A 14,931-nucleotide genomic window follows, 5' to 3' on the forward strand; every position below is an offset into this window, starting at 1 on the left:
CGTGGACGACGTACTGACGAAGGCCGGCTGGCGGCAGGGGCGGGACGCGGGGGACGCCGCCATGCTGGCGATCCTCACGACGGTGACGGTCGGCGGGGGGAGCGTCTTCCCCGCCGCCGAGCGGGCCGTCCGCGAGTTCCACGGCCTGCGCGTCCCGCCCGCCCCGGACGGCGGGCGCGAGGTCGCCGCCACCGGCTGCGTCGTCGACCCCCGCGAGGCCCGCTTCGCGGCCCCGCAGCTCGACCGGCTCGCGGCCGACCTGGGGGTCCGGCTCTTCCCCCTGGGCCGTACGGACACGGACGCGCCGCTCGCCGTCGACGAGGAAGGCCGCCTCGTCCTCCTCGGCCCCGGCGGCGCCTGGCTCCTCGGATCGACCGTGCGCGAGGGCCTGACCGCGCTCGCGGAGGGGATCGCACCGGCACGAATCCGCGCGCCCCGCCGGAGTTTCCCGCTGCCCGGCGAGGGCGGCGACTCCGCCGACCTCGCCGCCGCCGTACGAGCCGCGCTCGTCGCCGTCTACGTCCTGCACAGCAGCGGCGTGTACGGCGCCCGGGCACTGCGTCTGCGGGCGACGACCCTGCGGGGCATCGGCGTCGTGGCCGTGGACGAGGTCTTCCCGCTGGGCCCGGGCTCCCTCGACAGCAGCACCGAACCGCTGATCGCGGCGATGACCGGCCGCCTCGACGCCTCGGGCGTGCGCGCGGCCGGCTGCGAACTGACCCTGACGGTCACCGCCCCGCCGGGCACGGACGGCCCGTCGGCCACGGTGGAGTGCGCCGTGACGGTGGGAAACCCGGCCGAGGGACCCGTACTGACCCTCTCGGCGGCTCCGGCCGCGTCCCTCGCCCCCACGGCAGAGATCCTGCGCACCTGCGCCAAGGCCTTCGCCGCCTGGTCGGGAGTTCCGGTCCGCCCCTGACGGCTCAGTGGACGGAGAAGCCGCCGTCCACGAAGAGCGACTGGCCCGTGACGTACGCGGAGGAGGCGCTCGCCAGGAAGACGGCCGCGCCCGCGAAGTCCTCGGCGAGGCCGTTGCGGCCGACCATGGTCCGGGCGGCGAGCGCGTTCACCTTCTCCGGGTCGGAGGAGAGCCGCCGGTTGAGCGGGGTCATCACGAAGCCGGGCACCAGGGTGTTGGCCGTGACGCCGTACGGGGACCAGGCCTCCGCCTGCGAGCGGGCCAGCGACTCCAGCGCGCCCTTGGACACCCCGTACGCCCCGCTCTGGACGAACGCGCGGTGCGCCTGCTGGGACGTGACGTGGACGATCCGGCCGAAGCCCCGCTCGGCCATCCCGGGACCGAAGCGCTGACCGAGGAGGAACGGCGCCTCCAGGTTCACGGTCATCGTCGTGTCCCAGACCTCGTCACCCAACTCGCCCAGCGGCGGCCGGAGGTTGATCCCGGCCGAGTTCACCAGGATGTCCGGCTCGCCGAAGACGGCCGCCGCCGCCTCCGCCCCGGCCCTGATGCCCTCGCGGGTGCTCAGGTCGGCACTCACCCAGCCGGCCCGGCAGCCGGCGGCCGTCAGCTCGTCCACGGTCGCGACGAGCTCGCCCTCCTTGCGCGCCAGGACGACCACACGCGCCCCGGCCCGGGCCAGCGCCCCGGCGATGGCCCGGCCGATACCCGAACTGCCGCCGGTGACGAGCGCGGTGCGCCCGTCGAGCGAGAACAGCCCGGAGAGGTAGAGGGCGGGGTTCGTGTCCATCGTGGCGCTCCTCGCGTCGTACGGCGCCGGCCCGTCCTTGTGCGGTGGATGGCCGGTCCCCGCATCCTGGCACAGGGCCCTCGGGGGCAGCGGACCCGCATCACGATCGACGGCCGGACCGGGCCGCCCCGCGCGGCACCCCACGCTGGGCAGGCCGGCGGTCACACCCAGGTGTAGTTCGCGTCGGTGACGGCGGGGAGGGCGGCATCGGTGACGGTGGCGCGGGGGTCGGGCAGGGCGGCGAGGGCGGGGCCGATGGGCGGGAAGAGGGGCAGTTCGGCGGTCTTGCGGTAGTCGATCCATTCGACGACGCCGGTCTCGTGGCTGCCGTCGGGCAGTTCGTCCTGCTCGACCTCGGCGAGGGTGGCGCGGAGTTCGGGGGTGATGTGGAGGCGGTAGATCAGGTGGAGTTTGCGCGGGGGCGGGGTGGGTCCGGGGCGGGAGACGCGCTGGTCGACGACCCACATCAGGTCGCCGCCTTCGGCCAGGGCGATGTCGAGGTCGAGCTCTTCGGAGAGTTCGCGGGCGAGGGCATGGCCGAGGTCTTCGCCGTGCTCGACGTTGCCGCCGGGCGGGGTGTAGTGGGTGGAGTCGGCGCGGTCGCGGCGGATGAGGGCGACGTCGTCGCCGCAGAACACCAGGGCCGCGGTTCGGATCTTGATCCGGGAGAACGGGGCCGTCGCGGTGTCGGGTGTGCTGGTCATGGCGGCCAGTATCGTGGCCGGCCAGCCGGCCGGCCAGCCGGCGGGTCGGGCGGCGGGTCGGGCGGCGGGTCGGGCGGCGGGTCGGGCGGCGGGTCGGGCGGCGGGTCGGGCGGCGGGTCGGGCGCCCCGGTCAGGCGGCCGGCAGGCCGGGCACCGCGTCCGATCCGGGCGACCGAGGCGTGACTATCTTGATCACATGACACGTAGTCACCTCGCCATAGCGACAACCCTTCTGACCTGTCTCACGCTTTCCGCCTGCTCGGCGGACGAGGTTCCCGAAGGGGCGCCGCCGGCAGGCGCGGGAAAGCCGTCCGCGGGCAGGACCGGCGAGGTGCAGCCCTTCAGGGACGACACCGACGTACCGCTGACCAGGCAGCTCAGCCGGGGCGAGCTCACCCAGGCAATCCCCGACGCCGAGGACGTGGCCCCCGGCTACCTGCACAAGAGCCTGCCGGGGGAGCCCGACGACTGCGCTCCCTCGGATGCCCCCGCCCCGACCGGTTGGCAGCGGGCAGGCAGCGGCGAATACGACAGCCGCTCGCTGGAGATCGATCTGGACGTCTGCCAGTTCGACAACGCCGCGCACGCGAAGACGGCGTACGACCGGTGGTCGGACCGGGACGAGACGGCTCCCGCCAAGGTGCCCTCTCGGGTGGTCGGAGAGGAATCGGTCTTCCTCGCGTACACCGGATCGAGCGGCACGGTCTACGGCTACAGCCGGTCCGGCACCGTCGTCGTCCGAGTCCGCGTCAAGGAGGCGGGCGGAGATCCCACCGACGCCCATGACGTGCTGGCTGCCACGATCAAGCGACTCCAGCAGGTCCAGGCAGGCCGGAGGGCCACGGCGACAGTGGCCGACATCGCCGCAGCCGAGCAAGCCCGAGGGTAGGGTGCTTCGTCCGCCTCGGAGACCGCGTTCGTCAGGCCCAGCGCGAAGGCGTCCATGTGCTCGCGGAGGTAGCCCACCTCGATCTGGAACGGTTCCTTGGCGAATTAGGCCGAGTTGACCAGGTAGAGGGTGGCGACGGCCATGAGGGCCGCGTGGAAATCGCGTGCAGTTCCTCCTCGCTCAGCTCCAGCCCGTCGGCCCCGGGATCAGCGGGATCGGTCGGCATCCGGCCCGCCAACTCGTCCAGCTCCTGCTTGCCCAGGCCTGTCCGCACCCTGGTCGCGGTGTCCGTGAAGGAACTGCGGGCGAGGGCGCCCAGGGCCGAGTAGACCGCGAGCCCCTGCTCGGGGGTGAACACCACCCGGTACCCACCGGCCGGCAGGGCGACGATCCTTCCCATCAGCTGCCCGGCAGCCGGGGGACGAGGAGCGGGGCAGGCGGACGGCACGGTCACCTGGCCTTGAAGACGTACTTCTCGACCTCGCGGCGGTCGCGGTTCCAGAACGTGACCGAAGGGTTGGGGCCGACCGTGACGAACTTGACCTCGTCGGACACCGCGATGTCGAGCGGCGCTCCCTGCTCGGCCTGCTTCGGGTTCGCGAGAGCGAGGCCGAACGACTCGTAGGTGACTGTCTTCTCGCCCCCGAGGAAGAGCTTCATGCCCGCGTACGCCTTCTCCTTCGGCCCGATCGTGGCGATGGCCGCCGGCTTCGACTCCATCGGGCCGAGGGGGTTCTCGGTCTCCTGGCCGAAGTACACGAACGGGTAGTGGTAGAGCGTGCAGGGCTTGTCGGAGTTGTTGGTGGCCGTGAGGAGGAGGTGCTGGCCCGAGTCCCTCGGCCAGTACGACGTGTCGTACGAGAGGTCGTCGTCGACGCAGGCCTCGGCGGCCGCCGTGCTGCCCCCGTCCCCGCCGCCGCCGTCGCCGGGCGTGGCGGAGTCGGTCGCGACGGGTGGGGCGGTCGACTCGCTGGGCGCGGTGGTCTCGGTCGCACTCGGAGTGGTGGGCTGCTCGGAACCGGTCGTCGCGCTCGCGCTACCCGAGGGCGTCGCGCCCGACGCCCCGTCGTCCGAGCCGCCGCCCGGCTGACAGGCCGTGGACGAGAGGAGCGCGGCGACGGCCGCGGCTCCCAGGGCGTACGTCTTCCAACTCTTCCGGGCAGAGCCCATGGTGAACCCCCGTGTGCATCACATGGCTTGAACGATGTGGCTGACGATCCGATTCTGCACCGGAGCCGTGGCCGTCATCCGTTCCCGTCTCGCTTGTGACGAACGGAGGACATGGAAGTGATGCTTCCGGCCGAACGCCGTCTCAGCCGACCCGGGAGAGGAACTCCGTCCAGGTGGCGGGGGAGAGGGCGAGTTGGGGACCGGTGGGGTCCTTGTCTCCGACACCAGGGGCGAGCGCCGGCCGCCCGGCGGGGCGCCGGACCGCGCCCGGCCCCTCGACGGTGAAGGCGGGCGCGGTCTGCTCCTCGTCGAGGCGCTGGCCTCGCGGTGGACGGTGCTCGACCGCGTACCGGTCGGGAAGACCGTACGGGCGGAGCTCGATCTGCCCCGGCCTGGAGCGGCCGGCGGCATGAAGTGGTCGGAGCGGACCCGGCCCACGAAGCCGGCAGGACCGAGACGGGTCGCGTCCAGGATCGCGGGATCAGGCGGCGGTCAATGAACCGTGGATCCGACTGACGGCACGCAGGATCTCGTCTCGGTTCTTCGCTCGCTTGATCCATGCCGGAAGGTTGGCCACCAACGTCATCTTCCGTCCTGTGTCGTACCAGGGCGCTCGTTCCCGCAGCGACGCTTGGACGAAACGGCGGATCAAGTCGAGATGTTCGAGGTTGTACGCCCACAACCAGCCATGCCGGGTCTCAACCTGAAGCCACAGCGGCATACCGAAGTACGGATCCATCGCGGGTTCGGTTGTGCCGTGGGAGATCATGACCCGACGGCCGCTCCACATCCGTGACAGTCCGCAACCACGGCAGACCAGGCGTCGCGGCGTGAACAGAATCCGACCTCCGGGATCGGAGGCTTCGGGCGCGGGAATGACGCGGGCGGCCTTCGCGCAGCCGGGGCATCGCACAAGGATCGAGCTGATGAAGTCGTACTCGGTGCTGCGCGGGTCCCGGAACCGACCGGAGAACGAAGACATGCGGCGAGTATGCGGCTGCTACGGAGATCAGTGCATCTGGATTCGACCGCCCACACTTCCGGCACGCTCTTGCCGGCTGCGACGACTTCGACCGGATTAGGGCTCGACAGATGGCGCGGGGCTCCCGAACATGGCGCAGGACGTAGAGACGCTACGGGGGATCCCTCGGGTGCGTCCTCGTGCCGGGTGTGGTTCCGCCGGAGCTCGTGCGGCGCGATATGGGGTAGGGGTTAGGCGTCCGTGAAACGGATCGGCGACTACACCGTCCTTCGACTGCTGGGCAGCGGAGGCATGGGCTCCGTCCATCTGGCGCGCTCGCGGTCCGGAAGGCTCGTGGCGATCAAGGTCATCCGGCCCGAGTACGCCGCCGACCCCCGGTTCAGGGAACGCTTCCGCCAGGAGGTCGAGGCTGCCCGCAAGGTCGGGGGCTTCCATACGGCGGCGGTGGTCGACGCCGATCCGGACGCCCCGCAGCCGTGGATGGCCAGTGCGTACATCGAAGGACCGACCCTGCAGGCGGAGGTCGCCCGGCGCGGACGGCTCTCCGAACAGGAGCTCTGGCGGCTCGCCGCCGTGCTGGCCGAGGCACTCGGGGCGATCCACAGCCATGGTCTCGTGCACCGCGATCTGAAACCCGCCAACATCGTGCTGGCCTCCGACGGCCCCCGCGTCCTGGACTTCGGGATCGCCCGGGCCGTGGAGGAGTCCCGGCTGACGACCGACGGCGTGGTGGTCGGCACCGCGGGGTACCACTCGCCGGAACAGGCTCTCGGACGTCCGGTAACGGGAGCGAGCGACGTGTTCGCTCTTGGTGCGGTCCTCGTCTCGGCGTCCGGGGGTAGCGCGTTCGGCCACGGCTCGCCCGCGGGACTGATGTACCGGGTGGTGCACGAGGACCCGGACGGCTCCACGGTGCCGCCATCCCTGCGTCCCCTGGTCCTCGCCTGCCTCCGCAAGGAGCCTTCCCGCCGCCCCACCCCGCTCGAACTGCTCGACCTGTGCACGGCGAGCGCGGGGGCCGAGCCGAAGCACGACGACACGGTGATCGACGACGCGCCGACCCCTCACACCGCCCCGTCGCAGCCACCGACAATGACAGCGGAGAACCCCTCACCTCCCCTTGCCGTGTATCTCGTTCGCAGGCGCGTCTGGTTCCTGCAGATCCTGCGCAACGTGCTCGGTGTGGCCGCACTCGTCGCCGGAGCGGTGCTGAGCGGCACGGAGGCCTTCCCCGTCGTGGTGCCGGCGACGTCCGGGATCGCCGCCTTCTTGCTGGCCATACGGCTCCTGGGGCTGCTCGGCACCGCCAAGGAGGGCCTCACCCTCAACAGCCGCGGTATCGGGGTGGGCCCGCCGAACAACCTCGTGGTCACGCCCTGGCACGAGATCAAGGCCCTGGAACTGAAGCGGTGCACCGGATGGACGGACCTGACCGTCCACCTCGACGTGGTGCGGCAGCTACCCACGGGTTCCCACCACCCGACCTGGGCCCGCAGTGGCCGTGGCGGCGTCATCCGCATCCGTACGCGCAGACTCAGCCCACTCGGCACCACTCCCCAACTCGCGTCCGCGGTGCAAGCGTTCGCTACGTGGCAGCGGATCCGAGTGAGTGGAGACTGAACGGACGGATCCGAGTCGACAGGGGTTCCGGAGTGGGCGTCGGTCGAGCAACACACGTTCTTGTCGGAGACCATCCCGGGACCACCCGCCACGGGCTGAAGCACGGTTCCGTTCAATGGCACCTGCTCACCGTGGTGCCGTCGCCGTGGCCATGAACATCGGCAGGGCCAGGAAGAGCCGGTCGGTCTCGGCCCGCTCGCGCTGTTCGGCGATCCAGGTGTCCGCCTGGTCGTCTGTGACGACTCCGGTCGAGCGGGCTCCTTCGGTCAGCCCGATCAGCAAGGGCAGCATCGCCGGGCCGGTGAACACGCCGGTGTGCACCTCGACCGCCACGTCGTCGAAGCCGGCGTCCAGCAGCAGGTTGCGGTACCGGCGGGCAGCGCGTGGGGCGGTGGTCCGGTCGGCGCGGGCATGGATGAGGGTGCGGGTGAGGGCCGGCTCGTCGGAGTCGATGACTACGGTGTCCCAGTCCTGGCCGATCAGGGCGATCCGCCCTCCGGGCGCGAGCACTCGGCGGGCTTCCGTCAACGCCCGCTCCGGCTCCGCCAGTTCGTGGAACACCTTGTCTGCCCGGTAGCCGTCCGCCGAGCCATCCGTCAGCGGCAGTTCGTACGCGCTCCCGAGCCGGAAATCCTCCTCGGGCCACCGGCCTCGGGCGACGGCGATCATCTGCTCGCTCGGATCCACGCCGACGGCTCGCACGCCCCGTTCGGCCAGCTCCCTCACCGCTCGTCCGGCGCCGCAGCCCACGTCCACCACGGATTTTCCTGGACCGGCTCCGAGCACGTCGTAGGTGAGGGAACGCAGTTCGTGGGCGCCGGGCAGTCGGTCAGCGGCGTCCAGGCGCGCGATGAGACCGTCCGTCGAACGGCCGTCATGCTCCGTTTCCTTGGTCATGAGTGCCAGGCTGCGACTTAATGTCGGCATGAAGTCAAGCGCGTGCGAATCCATGAGCATCGGGGCAATCGCCGAACGTTTCGGCCTGGCCACGCACGTCCTGCGTCACTGGGAGACGATGGGGCTGCTCACGCCCGCGCGCGACGCCGCCGGCCGCCGTCGCTACGGGACCGCCGACCTCACTCGCGTCGCCGTCATCCTGCGCGCCAAGGAGGCGGGGCTCTCCCTCGACGCCATCCGCTCCCTGGTCGCCACCGCCGATCCCGCCCGGCGCAGGGGCATCCTGCGCGAGGAGGCCGAGGCGCTCCGTTCGCGGATCGCGGCGGCTCAGGCGTCCCTCGCACTCATCGAATGCGCTCTCGGCTGCGACCACGAGGACGCCACCCGGTGCGCCCATTTCCGGCGGGTGGTGGCAGAGCACATCGGCCTCGGCACGGACGTCGCCGACCGCCTGGAGAAGAACTCGGATCCGGTGGACGTGGGCCAGGGGCCGGACCGGAGTCGGGTGGTCATGGCCGACCCCGAGGGCAACGAGTTCTGCGTCCTGCGCACCCTCGCGCCGTAGAGCCGGCGCCGCCGTCCCCGTTCGGCCCGCACTGCTCGTGCGGGCCGAACGGCGACGTTCAGGCGGTCCTACGGGGTCGGAGCCGGGGCGTACCCCGCGGGGCGGGTGGTGAAGGTGCCCCGGCCCTGGGTGCGGCCGCGGAGGCGGGACGCGTAGCCGAAGAGCTCGGCCAGCGGGACCGTCGCCGACACCACCGCCGTACCGGAGCGGGTCGTCTGGTCCGTCACCCGGCCCCGGCGGGCCGCGAGGTCGCCGAGGACCGCGCCGACCGACTCCGCCGGGACCGTGACCGTCACCTCGGCCACCGGTTCCAGGAGCGTCATCGCGCTGGCGCGGAGCGCCTCGCGCAGGGCGAAGCGGCCCGCCGTGCGGAACGCCATCTCCGAGGAGTCCTTCGGATGCGTGGCACCGTCCGTGAGCGTGACCCGGACACCCGTCACCGGGTGGCCGCCGAGGGGGCCCTCGACGAGCGCGTCCCGGCAGCCGGCCTCGACCGCGCGGACGTACTCCTGCGGTACGCGGCCGCCCGTGACCGTGGAGCGGAAGGTGAATTCCGCGTCCGAGTCCGAGCCCGTCGGTTCGACGTCGACGACCACGTGGGCGAACTGGCCCGCGCCGCCGTCCTGTTTGACGTGACGATAGAGCAGACCGGTGACACCCTTCGCCACCGTCTCCCGGTACGCCACCTGCGGACGGCCGACCGTCACCTCAAGGCCCCGGTCGCGCCGGAGCTTCTCCACCGCGACCTCCAGGTGCAGTTCGCCGAGGCCCGACAGGACCGTCTGGCCCGTCTCCGGGTCGGACCGTACGACGAGCGACGGGTCCTCCTCGGAGAGCCGGGCGAGAGCCGTCGCCAGACGGCCCGTGTCCGTGCTCCGGCGGGCCTCCACGGCGACCGAGACCACCGGGTCGGCGGTCGTCGGCGGTTCGAGGACGACCGGCGCGTCCGGAGCGCAGAGCGTCGCGCCCGGGCGGGCGGCCTTCGGGCCGACGACGGCGACGATGTCCCCGGCGCGCGCCGCGTCCATCTCCGTCGCGCGGTCCGCCTGGACGCGCAGGATGCGGGAGATCCGCTCGGTGCGGCCGGTGGTGGTGTCGAGCACGGTGTCTCCCTTCGTGAGCGTGCCCGCGTAGACGCGGACGTAGGTCATGCGGCCGGTGGCCGTCGCGGTCACCTTGAACGCGAGCGCCGTGAACGGCGCCGCCGGGTCCGCCGGCGTCTCGCCGCGTACCGGAGGCATGTCGGACGGTGCCGGGAGGTACGCGACGACGGCGTCGAGGAGCGGCTCGGTGCCGCGGTTGCGGTAGGCCGAGCCGCAGAGGACGACCACGGCCTCGCCGGTGAGGGTGAGGTCGCGGAGCGCGCCCGTCAGCGTCCCCTCGGAGAGCGCGTCCGTCGCGCAGAACTCCTCCAGGGCCGCCGGGTGCAGCTCCGCCACCTGCTCCTCCAGGCGTCGCCTGCGGTGCCGGGCCTCGTCCCGGAGCCCGTCCGGGACCGGCAGGACGGTGTACGTGTCGGCGCCGTCGGCCCACACGTACGCCCGCATCCGGACCAGGTCCACGACGCCGGTGAAGCCGTCCTCGCGCCCGATCGGCAGCTGGACGGGGAGCGGGACGGTGCCGAGGCGCGTACGGATCGACTCCACCGCGCTGTCGAGGTCCGCGCCCGCGCGGTCCAGCTTGTTGACGAACGCGATGCGCGGGACGCCGTGCCGGTCCGCCTGCCGCCACACCGTCTCGCTCTGCGGTTCGACGCCCGCGACGGCGTCGAAGACGGCGACGGCGCCGTCGAGGACGCGCAGCGAGCGCTCGACCTCGTCGGAGAAGTCGACGTGACCCGGTGTGTCGATCAGGTTGATCCGGTGGCCGGCCCAGTCGCAGCTGACGGCCGCGGCGAAGATCGTGATGCCCCGGTCCCGCTCCTGCGGGTCGAAGTCGGTGACGGTCGTGCCGTCGTGGACCTCGCCGCGCTTGTGGGTGGCGCCGGTGAGGAAGAGGATCCGCTCGGTGACGGTGGTCTTGCCCGCGTCGACGTGGGCGAGGATGCCGAGGTTGCGGATGACGGGCGTGAGGTTCGTACGCACGGTGTCGTGCCTTTCGCTGCTGCGTGGAGAACAGGGCAGCGCGATTCCCGGACGAAGGTCAGGCGTGTGACGTCGTCACGGGCGGCGATGGCGGGCGCGCAGCCGCCACCGCTCTGCCGAGGAGGCGAGGATCACGTCGTACCGGGCACGGGAGGAGGACACGGCGACGGCACTGTGGCTGCGCACGGTCTTCTCCCCTCGGTCGGACGGCTCGCGGCGCACCGACCGGTGCGCCGAGACGTGAGTGTAGGGAGAGCGACGGGCCGCGCGACAGCGGTTTTCGTCCTCCGGTGAGATCAACCGCGTTGTTAGCCTTGCCCTTTGGCCTAGGGGTGGAGACGAGAGATGACAGCGACCACGTTTCGCATCGGCGGGGACCTGAGCGTGCGGAGGCTCGGATTCGGGGCCATGCGCCTGCCGGCCGCGGCGGGCCCCGCTCGCGAGGCCTCCCTCCAGGTGGCCCGCCGAGCCGTCGAGCTCGGCGTCACGCTGATCGACACGGCTCACATGTACGGCTGGGGGGCCAACGAGGAGCTCCTCGCCGAAGCCCTCCATCCGTACGCCGACGGGCTGCTCATCGCCACCAAGGTCGGCATCGTGCGAGCGGACTCGGCGGAGGGCTGGAAGCACGACGCACGGCCGGACGCCCTGCGCGACCAGGTCGAACAGGCTCTCCGGCGGCTGCGCGTCGAGCGGATCGAGCTGCTCCAGCTGCACCGCATCGATCCGGGGACGCCCCTCGCGGACCAGCTCGGGGCCCTGCGGGAGCTTCAGGCGGAGGGCAAGGTCGGACGGATCGGCCTGTCCGAGGTCACCGTCACCGAACTCGACAGGGCGCGGGAGATCGTCGACATCGCGAGCGTGCAGAACCGCTACAGCCTGGTCGACCGCGAACACGAGCCGGTGCTCGCGGCCTGCGAGGCGGCGGGCATCGCGTTCCTGCCGTGGCGGCCCGTCGCCGGAGGGGCGCCGGGCGGCGCGTCGGCCGAGATCGGCGCCGTCGCCTCCGAACTCGACGCCACTCCCGCGCAGGTCTCTCTCGCGTGGCTCCTCGACCGCTCGCCGGTCGTCCTCCCGATCCCGGGCACCGGACACGTGGGACACCTGGAGGAGAACGTCGCGGCGGCGGATCTTCGTCTGACACCGGCCCAGCGAGACCGGCTCGACAGGCTCGACCCGCTGCCCGGGCAGGCGTAGGCGTCGTTACGCGGAGGGGGCGTCGTCCGCCGGCTGGAGGAGGTCCCAGCGGTTGCCGTAGAGGTCCTCGAAGACGGCGACCGAGCCGTACGGCTCGTGACGCGGCTCCTCCTTGAACGTGACCCCCGCCGCCGTCATCCGGGCGTGGTCGCGCGCGAAGTCCTCGGTGTGGAGGAAGAACGCGACCCGGCCGCCCGTCTGGTTGCCGACCGAGGCCGCCTCGGCCTCGTTCTTGGCACGGGCCAGGAGCAGGCCCGCGTTGCCGAGGCCGCCGACCCCGGCCGCGCCGCGCGGGCGGACGACGACCCAGCGACTGCCGTCGCCCCGGTCGGTGTCCTCGACGAGGTCGAAGCCGAGGGCGTCGGTGTAGAAGGCGATGGCCTCGTCGTACTCACGGACGACGAGGGTGACGAGTGCGATGGACGGCATGGGGTCAAAAGTAATACGGAGGAATCTACCCGCGTCAACCGGCTCGCCCGGTGCGAGAATGCCGCGCATGGACGCGCAGCAGTTCGACCGGCTCGCCGCCCGGGCGCGCGCCCTCGCGGAACAGGAGCAGGGGCGAGAACGGGAACAGGTGTCCGCTCCGCGCCGCCGGCGGATACTCGGCATCGCGGGCGCGCCCGGGGCCGGGAAGTCCACGCTGGCCGCGCGGCTCGTCGCGCGCCTCGACGGGCTCGCCGTCCTCGTCCCGATGGACGGCTTCCATCTCGCGCAGGCCGAGCTGGAGCGCCTCGGCCGGGCCGGCAGGAAGGGCGCGCCCGACACCTTCGACGCCGCCGGGTACACGGCTCTCCTCGCCCGGCTCCGCGCCCCCGAGCCCGGCACCACCGTCTACGCCCCGGCCTTCGACCGCTCGCTGGAGCAGCCGATCGCCGGGGCGATACCCGTACCGCCCGACGTCCCGCTCGTCGTCACCGAGGGCAATTACCTCCTCCACGACGAGGGCCCCTGGGCCGCGACCCTGCCCCTCCTCGACGAGGTCTGGTACCTGGACCTGGACGACCGGCGCCGCGTTCCCCGGCTCGTCGAGCGACACGTCCGCTTCGGCAAGGAACGGGCCCGGGCCGAGCGCTGGGTGCACGACTCGGACGAGGTCAACGCCCGCCTGGTGGCCCGGGGTCGGAACCGCGCCCACCTGGTCGTGAGGATGAGTTAGCGGGACAGTACGATCGCGTGTCATGGTCATGGAATCAGGGCAGAGCGGCGTCCAGGACGCGGTCGAGCTGGTGTACCGGCCGACACGCGCCGACATCCTCACGGCCGTCCTCGTGCGCGAGCGGCTTCGGCGCCTCCACATCGTCCGATGGGGCTTCACGCTGTTGTTCGGCGGCAGCGCCCTGCTGCTCGTGGCCGCACAGCGAAGCTTCACGGTGCCGATCGCACTGGCCGCCTTCTGCGCCGCCCTGATCTGGGCGACGCCCCACATCCAGGCGAACCACGCGCTGCGCACGGTCGAATGGCAGGGCGAGTACCGGGCCTCCGTGAGCGGGACGGGGATCACGACCGAATCCGAGCACGTGACGCTCCTCCAGCGCTGGTCGGTCTTCCGTGGCTACCGCGAGACCCGCGACCACGTGGTGTTCCTCAGCCGCGACCCGAACATCCTGCTCGCCGAGGTGCTGCCCAAGCGTGGGCTCAGCTCGCCGGAAGAAGCGGAGCGGCTGCTCGACGTGGTGAGCCGCCACATGCCGCGCGTCTGAGGACCTAAGACACCGCCCCCGCCGAAACGTCCCGCTTCCCCGCGTGCCGTGTCGCCGCCGTCGCCAGGGCGCGGATCAGGGGGTGCGGGTGGGCGCCGTCGCCCGCGAGCTCCGGCTGGAAGAGGGTCGCCAGGAAGAAGGGGTGCGCGGGGAGTTCCGCGACGCGGATCCCGCCCTCCTCGTCCGCGCCCGTGAAGCGCAGACCGTGGGCCCGCAGGGTGTCGAGGTGACGGCTGTCCGGACCGTACTCGCAGTGGTAGCGCTCGGTGGTCCGCTCCGCGCCGAGTGCGCGCTCGGCGAGCGAGCCGGGGGTGACCCGGACGACGCCCTCGTGGCCGACGAGCGAGCAGGCGAGCGGCGCGATCAGCAGGTCGCCGGAGTCGGCCGCCGGGTCGTTCTCGGCGTGCGCGGCGCGGGTCAGGCCGCAGACGTTCCGCGCGTACTCGAGGAGGGCGTGCTGGAAGCCGCCGCAGGTGCCGAGGAAGGGGATGCCGTCCTCGCGGGCCGTACGGATCGCGGCCAGCGCCCCCGCCTCGCTCGCGTACGGGCTGCCCGGCAGCACCCACACCGCGTCGAAGCCCTTCACCGCGCCCGGCGCCTCCGCGTCGCCCGTCGGGATCCAGTACGCGTCGAGCGCGAGCCCGTCCCGTTCGGCGAGCGCGTCGAGGAGGACGGGGACGCGGACATGGGACCTGACGTGCGGGGAACGGTCGCCGACCAGGGCGATGCGGGGCGTGGGGTGAGCGGGGTGAGGGGTGTTCGTGGTCATGGCGACCATGCTGGTCGGCCGCCTCTCTTCACGTCCAACGATGATTCCTGCACTCTCCATCACGCATGCTTATGGATGCCTGGGGAGCCGTCGATAGGGTGGCCGTATGACCTCCACCGATCAGGACTGGGAGCACCGCGTCGCCGCCCTCTGGGAGCGGCTCGACGACCACGAGCCCGCCGCGTTCCGCGCCCTCGTCGCCGAACTCGCCGCCGAGCGGCCCGACGACGACGCCGCGGCCCTGTTCGAGCTGGGCGCCGCCCACGACTCCACCGGCCTGCCCGTGGAAGCCGTCCGCCTCTACGAGCGCGCCCTCGACCACGGACTCACCGGGCTGCGCCGCCGCCGGGCCGTCGTCCAGCTCGCCAGCAGCCTCCGCAACCTCGGCCGGCCCGACCGCAGCGTCGAACTCCTCACCGCCGAGCGCGACATCCCCGCCGACCGGCTCGACGCCGACGAGCTCGCTCTCTCCGGCGCCGTCGACGCCTTCCTCGCCCTCGCCCTCGCCGACACCGGCCGGGACCGCGAGGCCGCCTCCCTCGCCCTCGGCGCCCTCGCGCCGCTGCTGCCCCGCTACAACCGCTCGCTCGCCCACTACGCCCGTGCTCTGCTCACCGCGCGCGACGGTTCCTGAGCGGCCCG

The 14,931-nt window shown here is 72.4% G+C and carries 16 protein-coding genes and 1 pseudogene; 9 read left to right on the top strand and 8 right to left on the bottom strand.

What is annotated here, in order from left to right:
• The first annotated feature begins 1 nt into the window (after position 1).
• On the top strand, positions 2-919 hold the full coding sequence (locus ACIBG6_RS27490) for an SUKH-3 domain-containing protein (protein ID WP_399225286.1): 918 nt from the start codon (positions 2-4) through the stop codon (positions 917-919).
• A 4-nt stretch (positions 920-923) separates the two neighbouring features.
• Here the strand turns inward: ACIBG6_RS27490 and ACIBG6_RS27495 are convergent, their stop codons facing one another.
• Together ACIBG6_RS27495 and ACIBG6_RS27500 are read right to left on the bottom strand one after the other, a co-directional pair.
• Positions 924-1,709 (bottom strand): SDR family NAD(P)-dependent oxidoreductase, encoded by a 786-nt coding sequence (locus ACIBG6_RS27495; protein ID WP_399225288.1) that lies wholly within the window; start codon positions 1,707-1,709, stop codon positions 924-926.
• Between the two features lie 161 nt (positions 1,710-1,870).
• The gene (locus ACIBG6_RS27500; protein WP_399225289.1) at positions 1,871-2,413 is read right to left on the bottom strand and encodes an NUDIX domain-containing protein; all 543 of its coding nucleotides are present in this window, start codon (positions 2,411-2,413) and stop codon (positions 1,871-1,873) included.
• 196 nt (positions 2,414-2,609) lie between these two features.
• On the opposite strand from ACIBG6_RS27500, the gene ACIBG6_RS27505 reads away from it, so the two are divergent.
• Positions 2,610-3,302, top strand: a complete 693-nt coding sequence (locus tag ACIBG6_RS27505) for a hypothetical protein (protein WP_399225291.1) — start codon at positions 2,610-2,612, stop codon at positions 3,300-3,302.
• A 450-nt stretch (positions 3,303-3,752) separates the two neighbouring features.
• Here the strand turns inward: ACIBG6_RS27505 and ACIBG6_RS27510 are convergent, their stop codons facing one another.
• Positions 3,753-4,472 (bottom strand): DUF4232 domain-containing protein, encoded by a 720-nt coding sequence (locus ACIBG6_RS27510; RefSeq protein ID WP_399225292.1) that lies wholly within the window; start codon positions 4,470-4,472, stop codon positions 3,753-3,755.
• Between the two features lie 214 nt (positions 4,473-4,686).
• On the opposite strand from ACIBG6_RS27510, the pseudogene ACIBG6_RS27515 reads away from it, so the two are divergent.
• Positions 4,687-4,971: pseudogene (locus ACIBG6_RS27515) on the top strand (ATP-binding protein); the annotation flags it as partial.
• Here ACIBG6_RS27515 and ACIBG6_RS27520 read toward each other — a convergent pair.
• Positions 4,954-5,454, bottom strand: a complete 501-nt coding sequence (locus ACIBG6_RS27520; protein WP_399225294.1) for a hypothetical protein — start codon at positions 5,452-5,454, stop codon at positions 4,954-4,956. The pseudogene ACIBG6_RS27515 and the gene ACIBG6_RS27520 sit on opposite strands and share 18 nt — an antisense overlap.
• Positions 5,455-5,694: 240 nt before the next feature.
• On the opposite strand from ACIBG6_RS27520, the gene ACIBG6_RS27525 reads away from it, so the two are divergent.
• Positions 5,695-7,074: a serine/threonine-protein kinase gene (locus ACIBG6_RS27525; protein WP_399225295.1), complete on the top strand. Its 1,380-nt coding sequence runs from the start codon at positions 5,695-5,697 to the stop codon at positions 7,072-7,074.
• 126 nt (positions 7,075-7,200) lie between these two features.
• Here ACIBG6_RS27525 and ACIBG6_RS27530 read toward each other — a convergent pair whose 3' ends face one another.
• On the bottom strand, positions 7,201-7,971 hold the full coding sequence (locus ACIBG6_RS27530; RefSeq protein WP_399225296.1) for a methyltransferase domain-containing protein: 771 nt from the start codon (positions 7,969-7,971) through the stop codon (positions 7,201-7,203).
• Positions 7,972-8,023: 52 nt separating this feature from the next.
• On the opposite strand from ACIBG6_RS27530, the gene ACIBG6_RS27535 reads away from it, so the two are divergent.
• Complete coding sequence (locus ACIBG6_RS27535) at positions 8,024-8,536, top strand: MerR family transcriptional regulator (RefSeq protein WP_399225297.1); 513 nt, start codon at positions 8,024-8,026, stop codon at positions 8,534-8,536.
• A 68-nt stretch (positions 8,537-8,604) separates the two neighbouring features.
• On the opposite strand, the gene fusA is transcribed toward ACIBG6_RS27535, so the two are convergent.
• Positions 8,605-10,620: an elongation factor G gene (gene fusA, locus ACIBG6_RS27540; RefSeq protein ID WP_399225298.1), complete on the bottom strand. Its 2,016-nt coding sequence runs from the start codon at positions 10,618-10,620 to the stop codon at positions 8,605-8,607.
• Positions 10,621-10,965: 345 nt separating this feature from the next.
• On the opposite strand from fusA, the gene ACIBG6_RS27545 reads away from it, so the two are divergent.
• Complete coding sequence (locus tag ACIBG6_RS27545; RefSeq protein WP_399225299.1) at positions 10,966-11,817, top strand: aldo/keto reductase; 852 nt, start codon at positions 10,966-10,968, stop codon at positions 11,815-11,817.
• A gap of 6 nt (positions 11,818-11,823) precedes the next feature.
• On the opposite strand, the gene ACIBG6_RS27550 is transcribed toward ACIBG6_RS27545, so the two are convergent.
• Entirely contained in the window at positions 11,824-12,246 is a 423-nt protein-coding gene (locus ACIBG6_RS27550; RefSeq protein ID WP_399225300.1) for a VOC family protein, read from the bottom strand.
• A 58-nt stretch (positions 12,247-12,304) separates the two neighbouring features.
• On the opposite strand from ACIBG6_RS27550, the gene ACIBG6_RS27555 reads away from it, so the two are divergent.
• Complete coding sequence (locus ACIBG6_RS27555; RefSeq protein WP_399225301.1) at positions 12,305-12,976, top strand: nucleoside/nucleotide kinase family protein; 672 nt, start codon at positions 12,305-12,307, stop codon at positions 12,974-12,976.
• A gap of 22 nt (positions 12,977-12,998) precedes the next feature.
• Complete coding sequence (locus ACIBG6_RS27560; protein WP_399225302.1) at positions 12,999-13,520, top strand: YcxB family protein; 522 nt, start codon at positions 12,999-13,001, stop codon at positions 13,518-13,520.
• A 4-nt stretch (positions 13,521-13,524) separates the two neighbouring features.
• Here ACIBG6_RS27560 and ACIBG6_RS27565 read toward each other — a convergent pair whose 3' ends face one another.
• On the bottom strand, positions 13,525-14,289 hold the full coding sequence (locus ACIBG6_RS27565) for a hypothetical protein (RefSeq protein ID WP_399225303.1): 765 nt from the start codon (positions 14,287-14,289) through the stop codon (positions 13,525-13,527).
• Positions 14,290-14,395: 106 nt separating this feature from the next.
• Here ACIBG6_RS27565 and ACIBG6_RS27570 point away from each other — a divergent pair, with 106 nt between their 5' ends.
• Positions 14,396-14,923: a tetratricopeptide repeat protein gene (locus ACIBG6_RS27570; protein ID WP_399225304.1), complete on the top strand. Its 528-nt coding sequence runs from the start codon at positions 14,396-14,398 to the stop codon at positions 14,921-14,923.
• The last annotated feature ends 8 nt before the right edge of the window (positions 14,924-14,931 follow it).

The sequence above is a fragment of the Streptomyces sp. NPDC050842 genome (assembly GCF_044456565.1).
Taxonomy (GTDB): domain Bacteria; phylum Actinomycetota; class Actinomycetes; order Streptomycetales; family Streptomycetaceae; genus Streptomyces.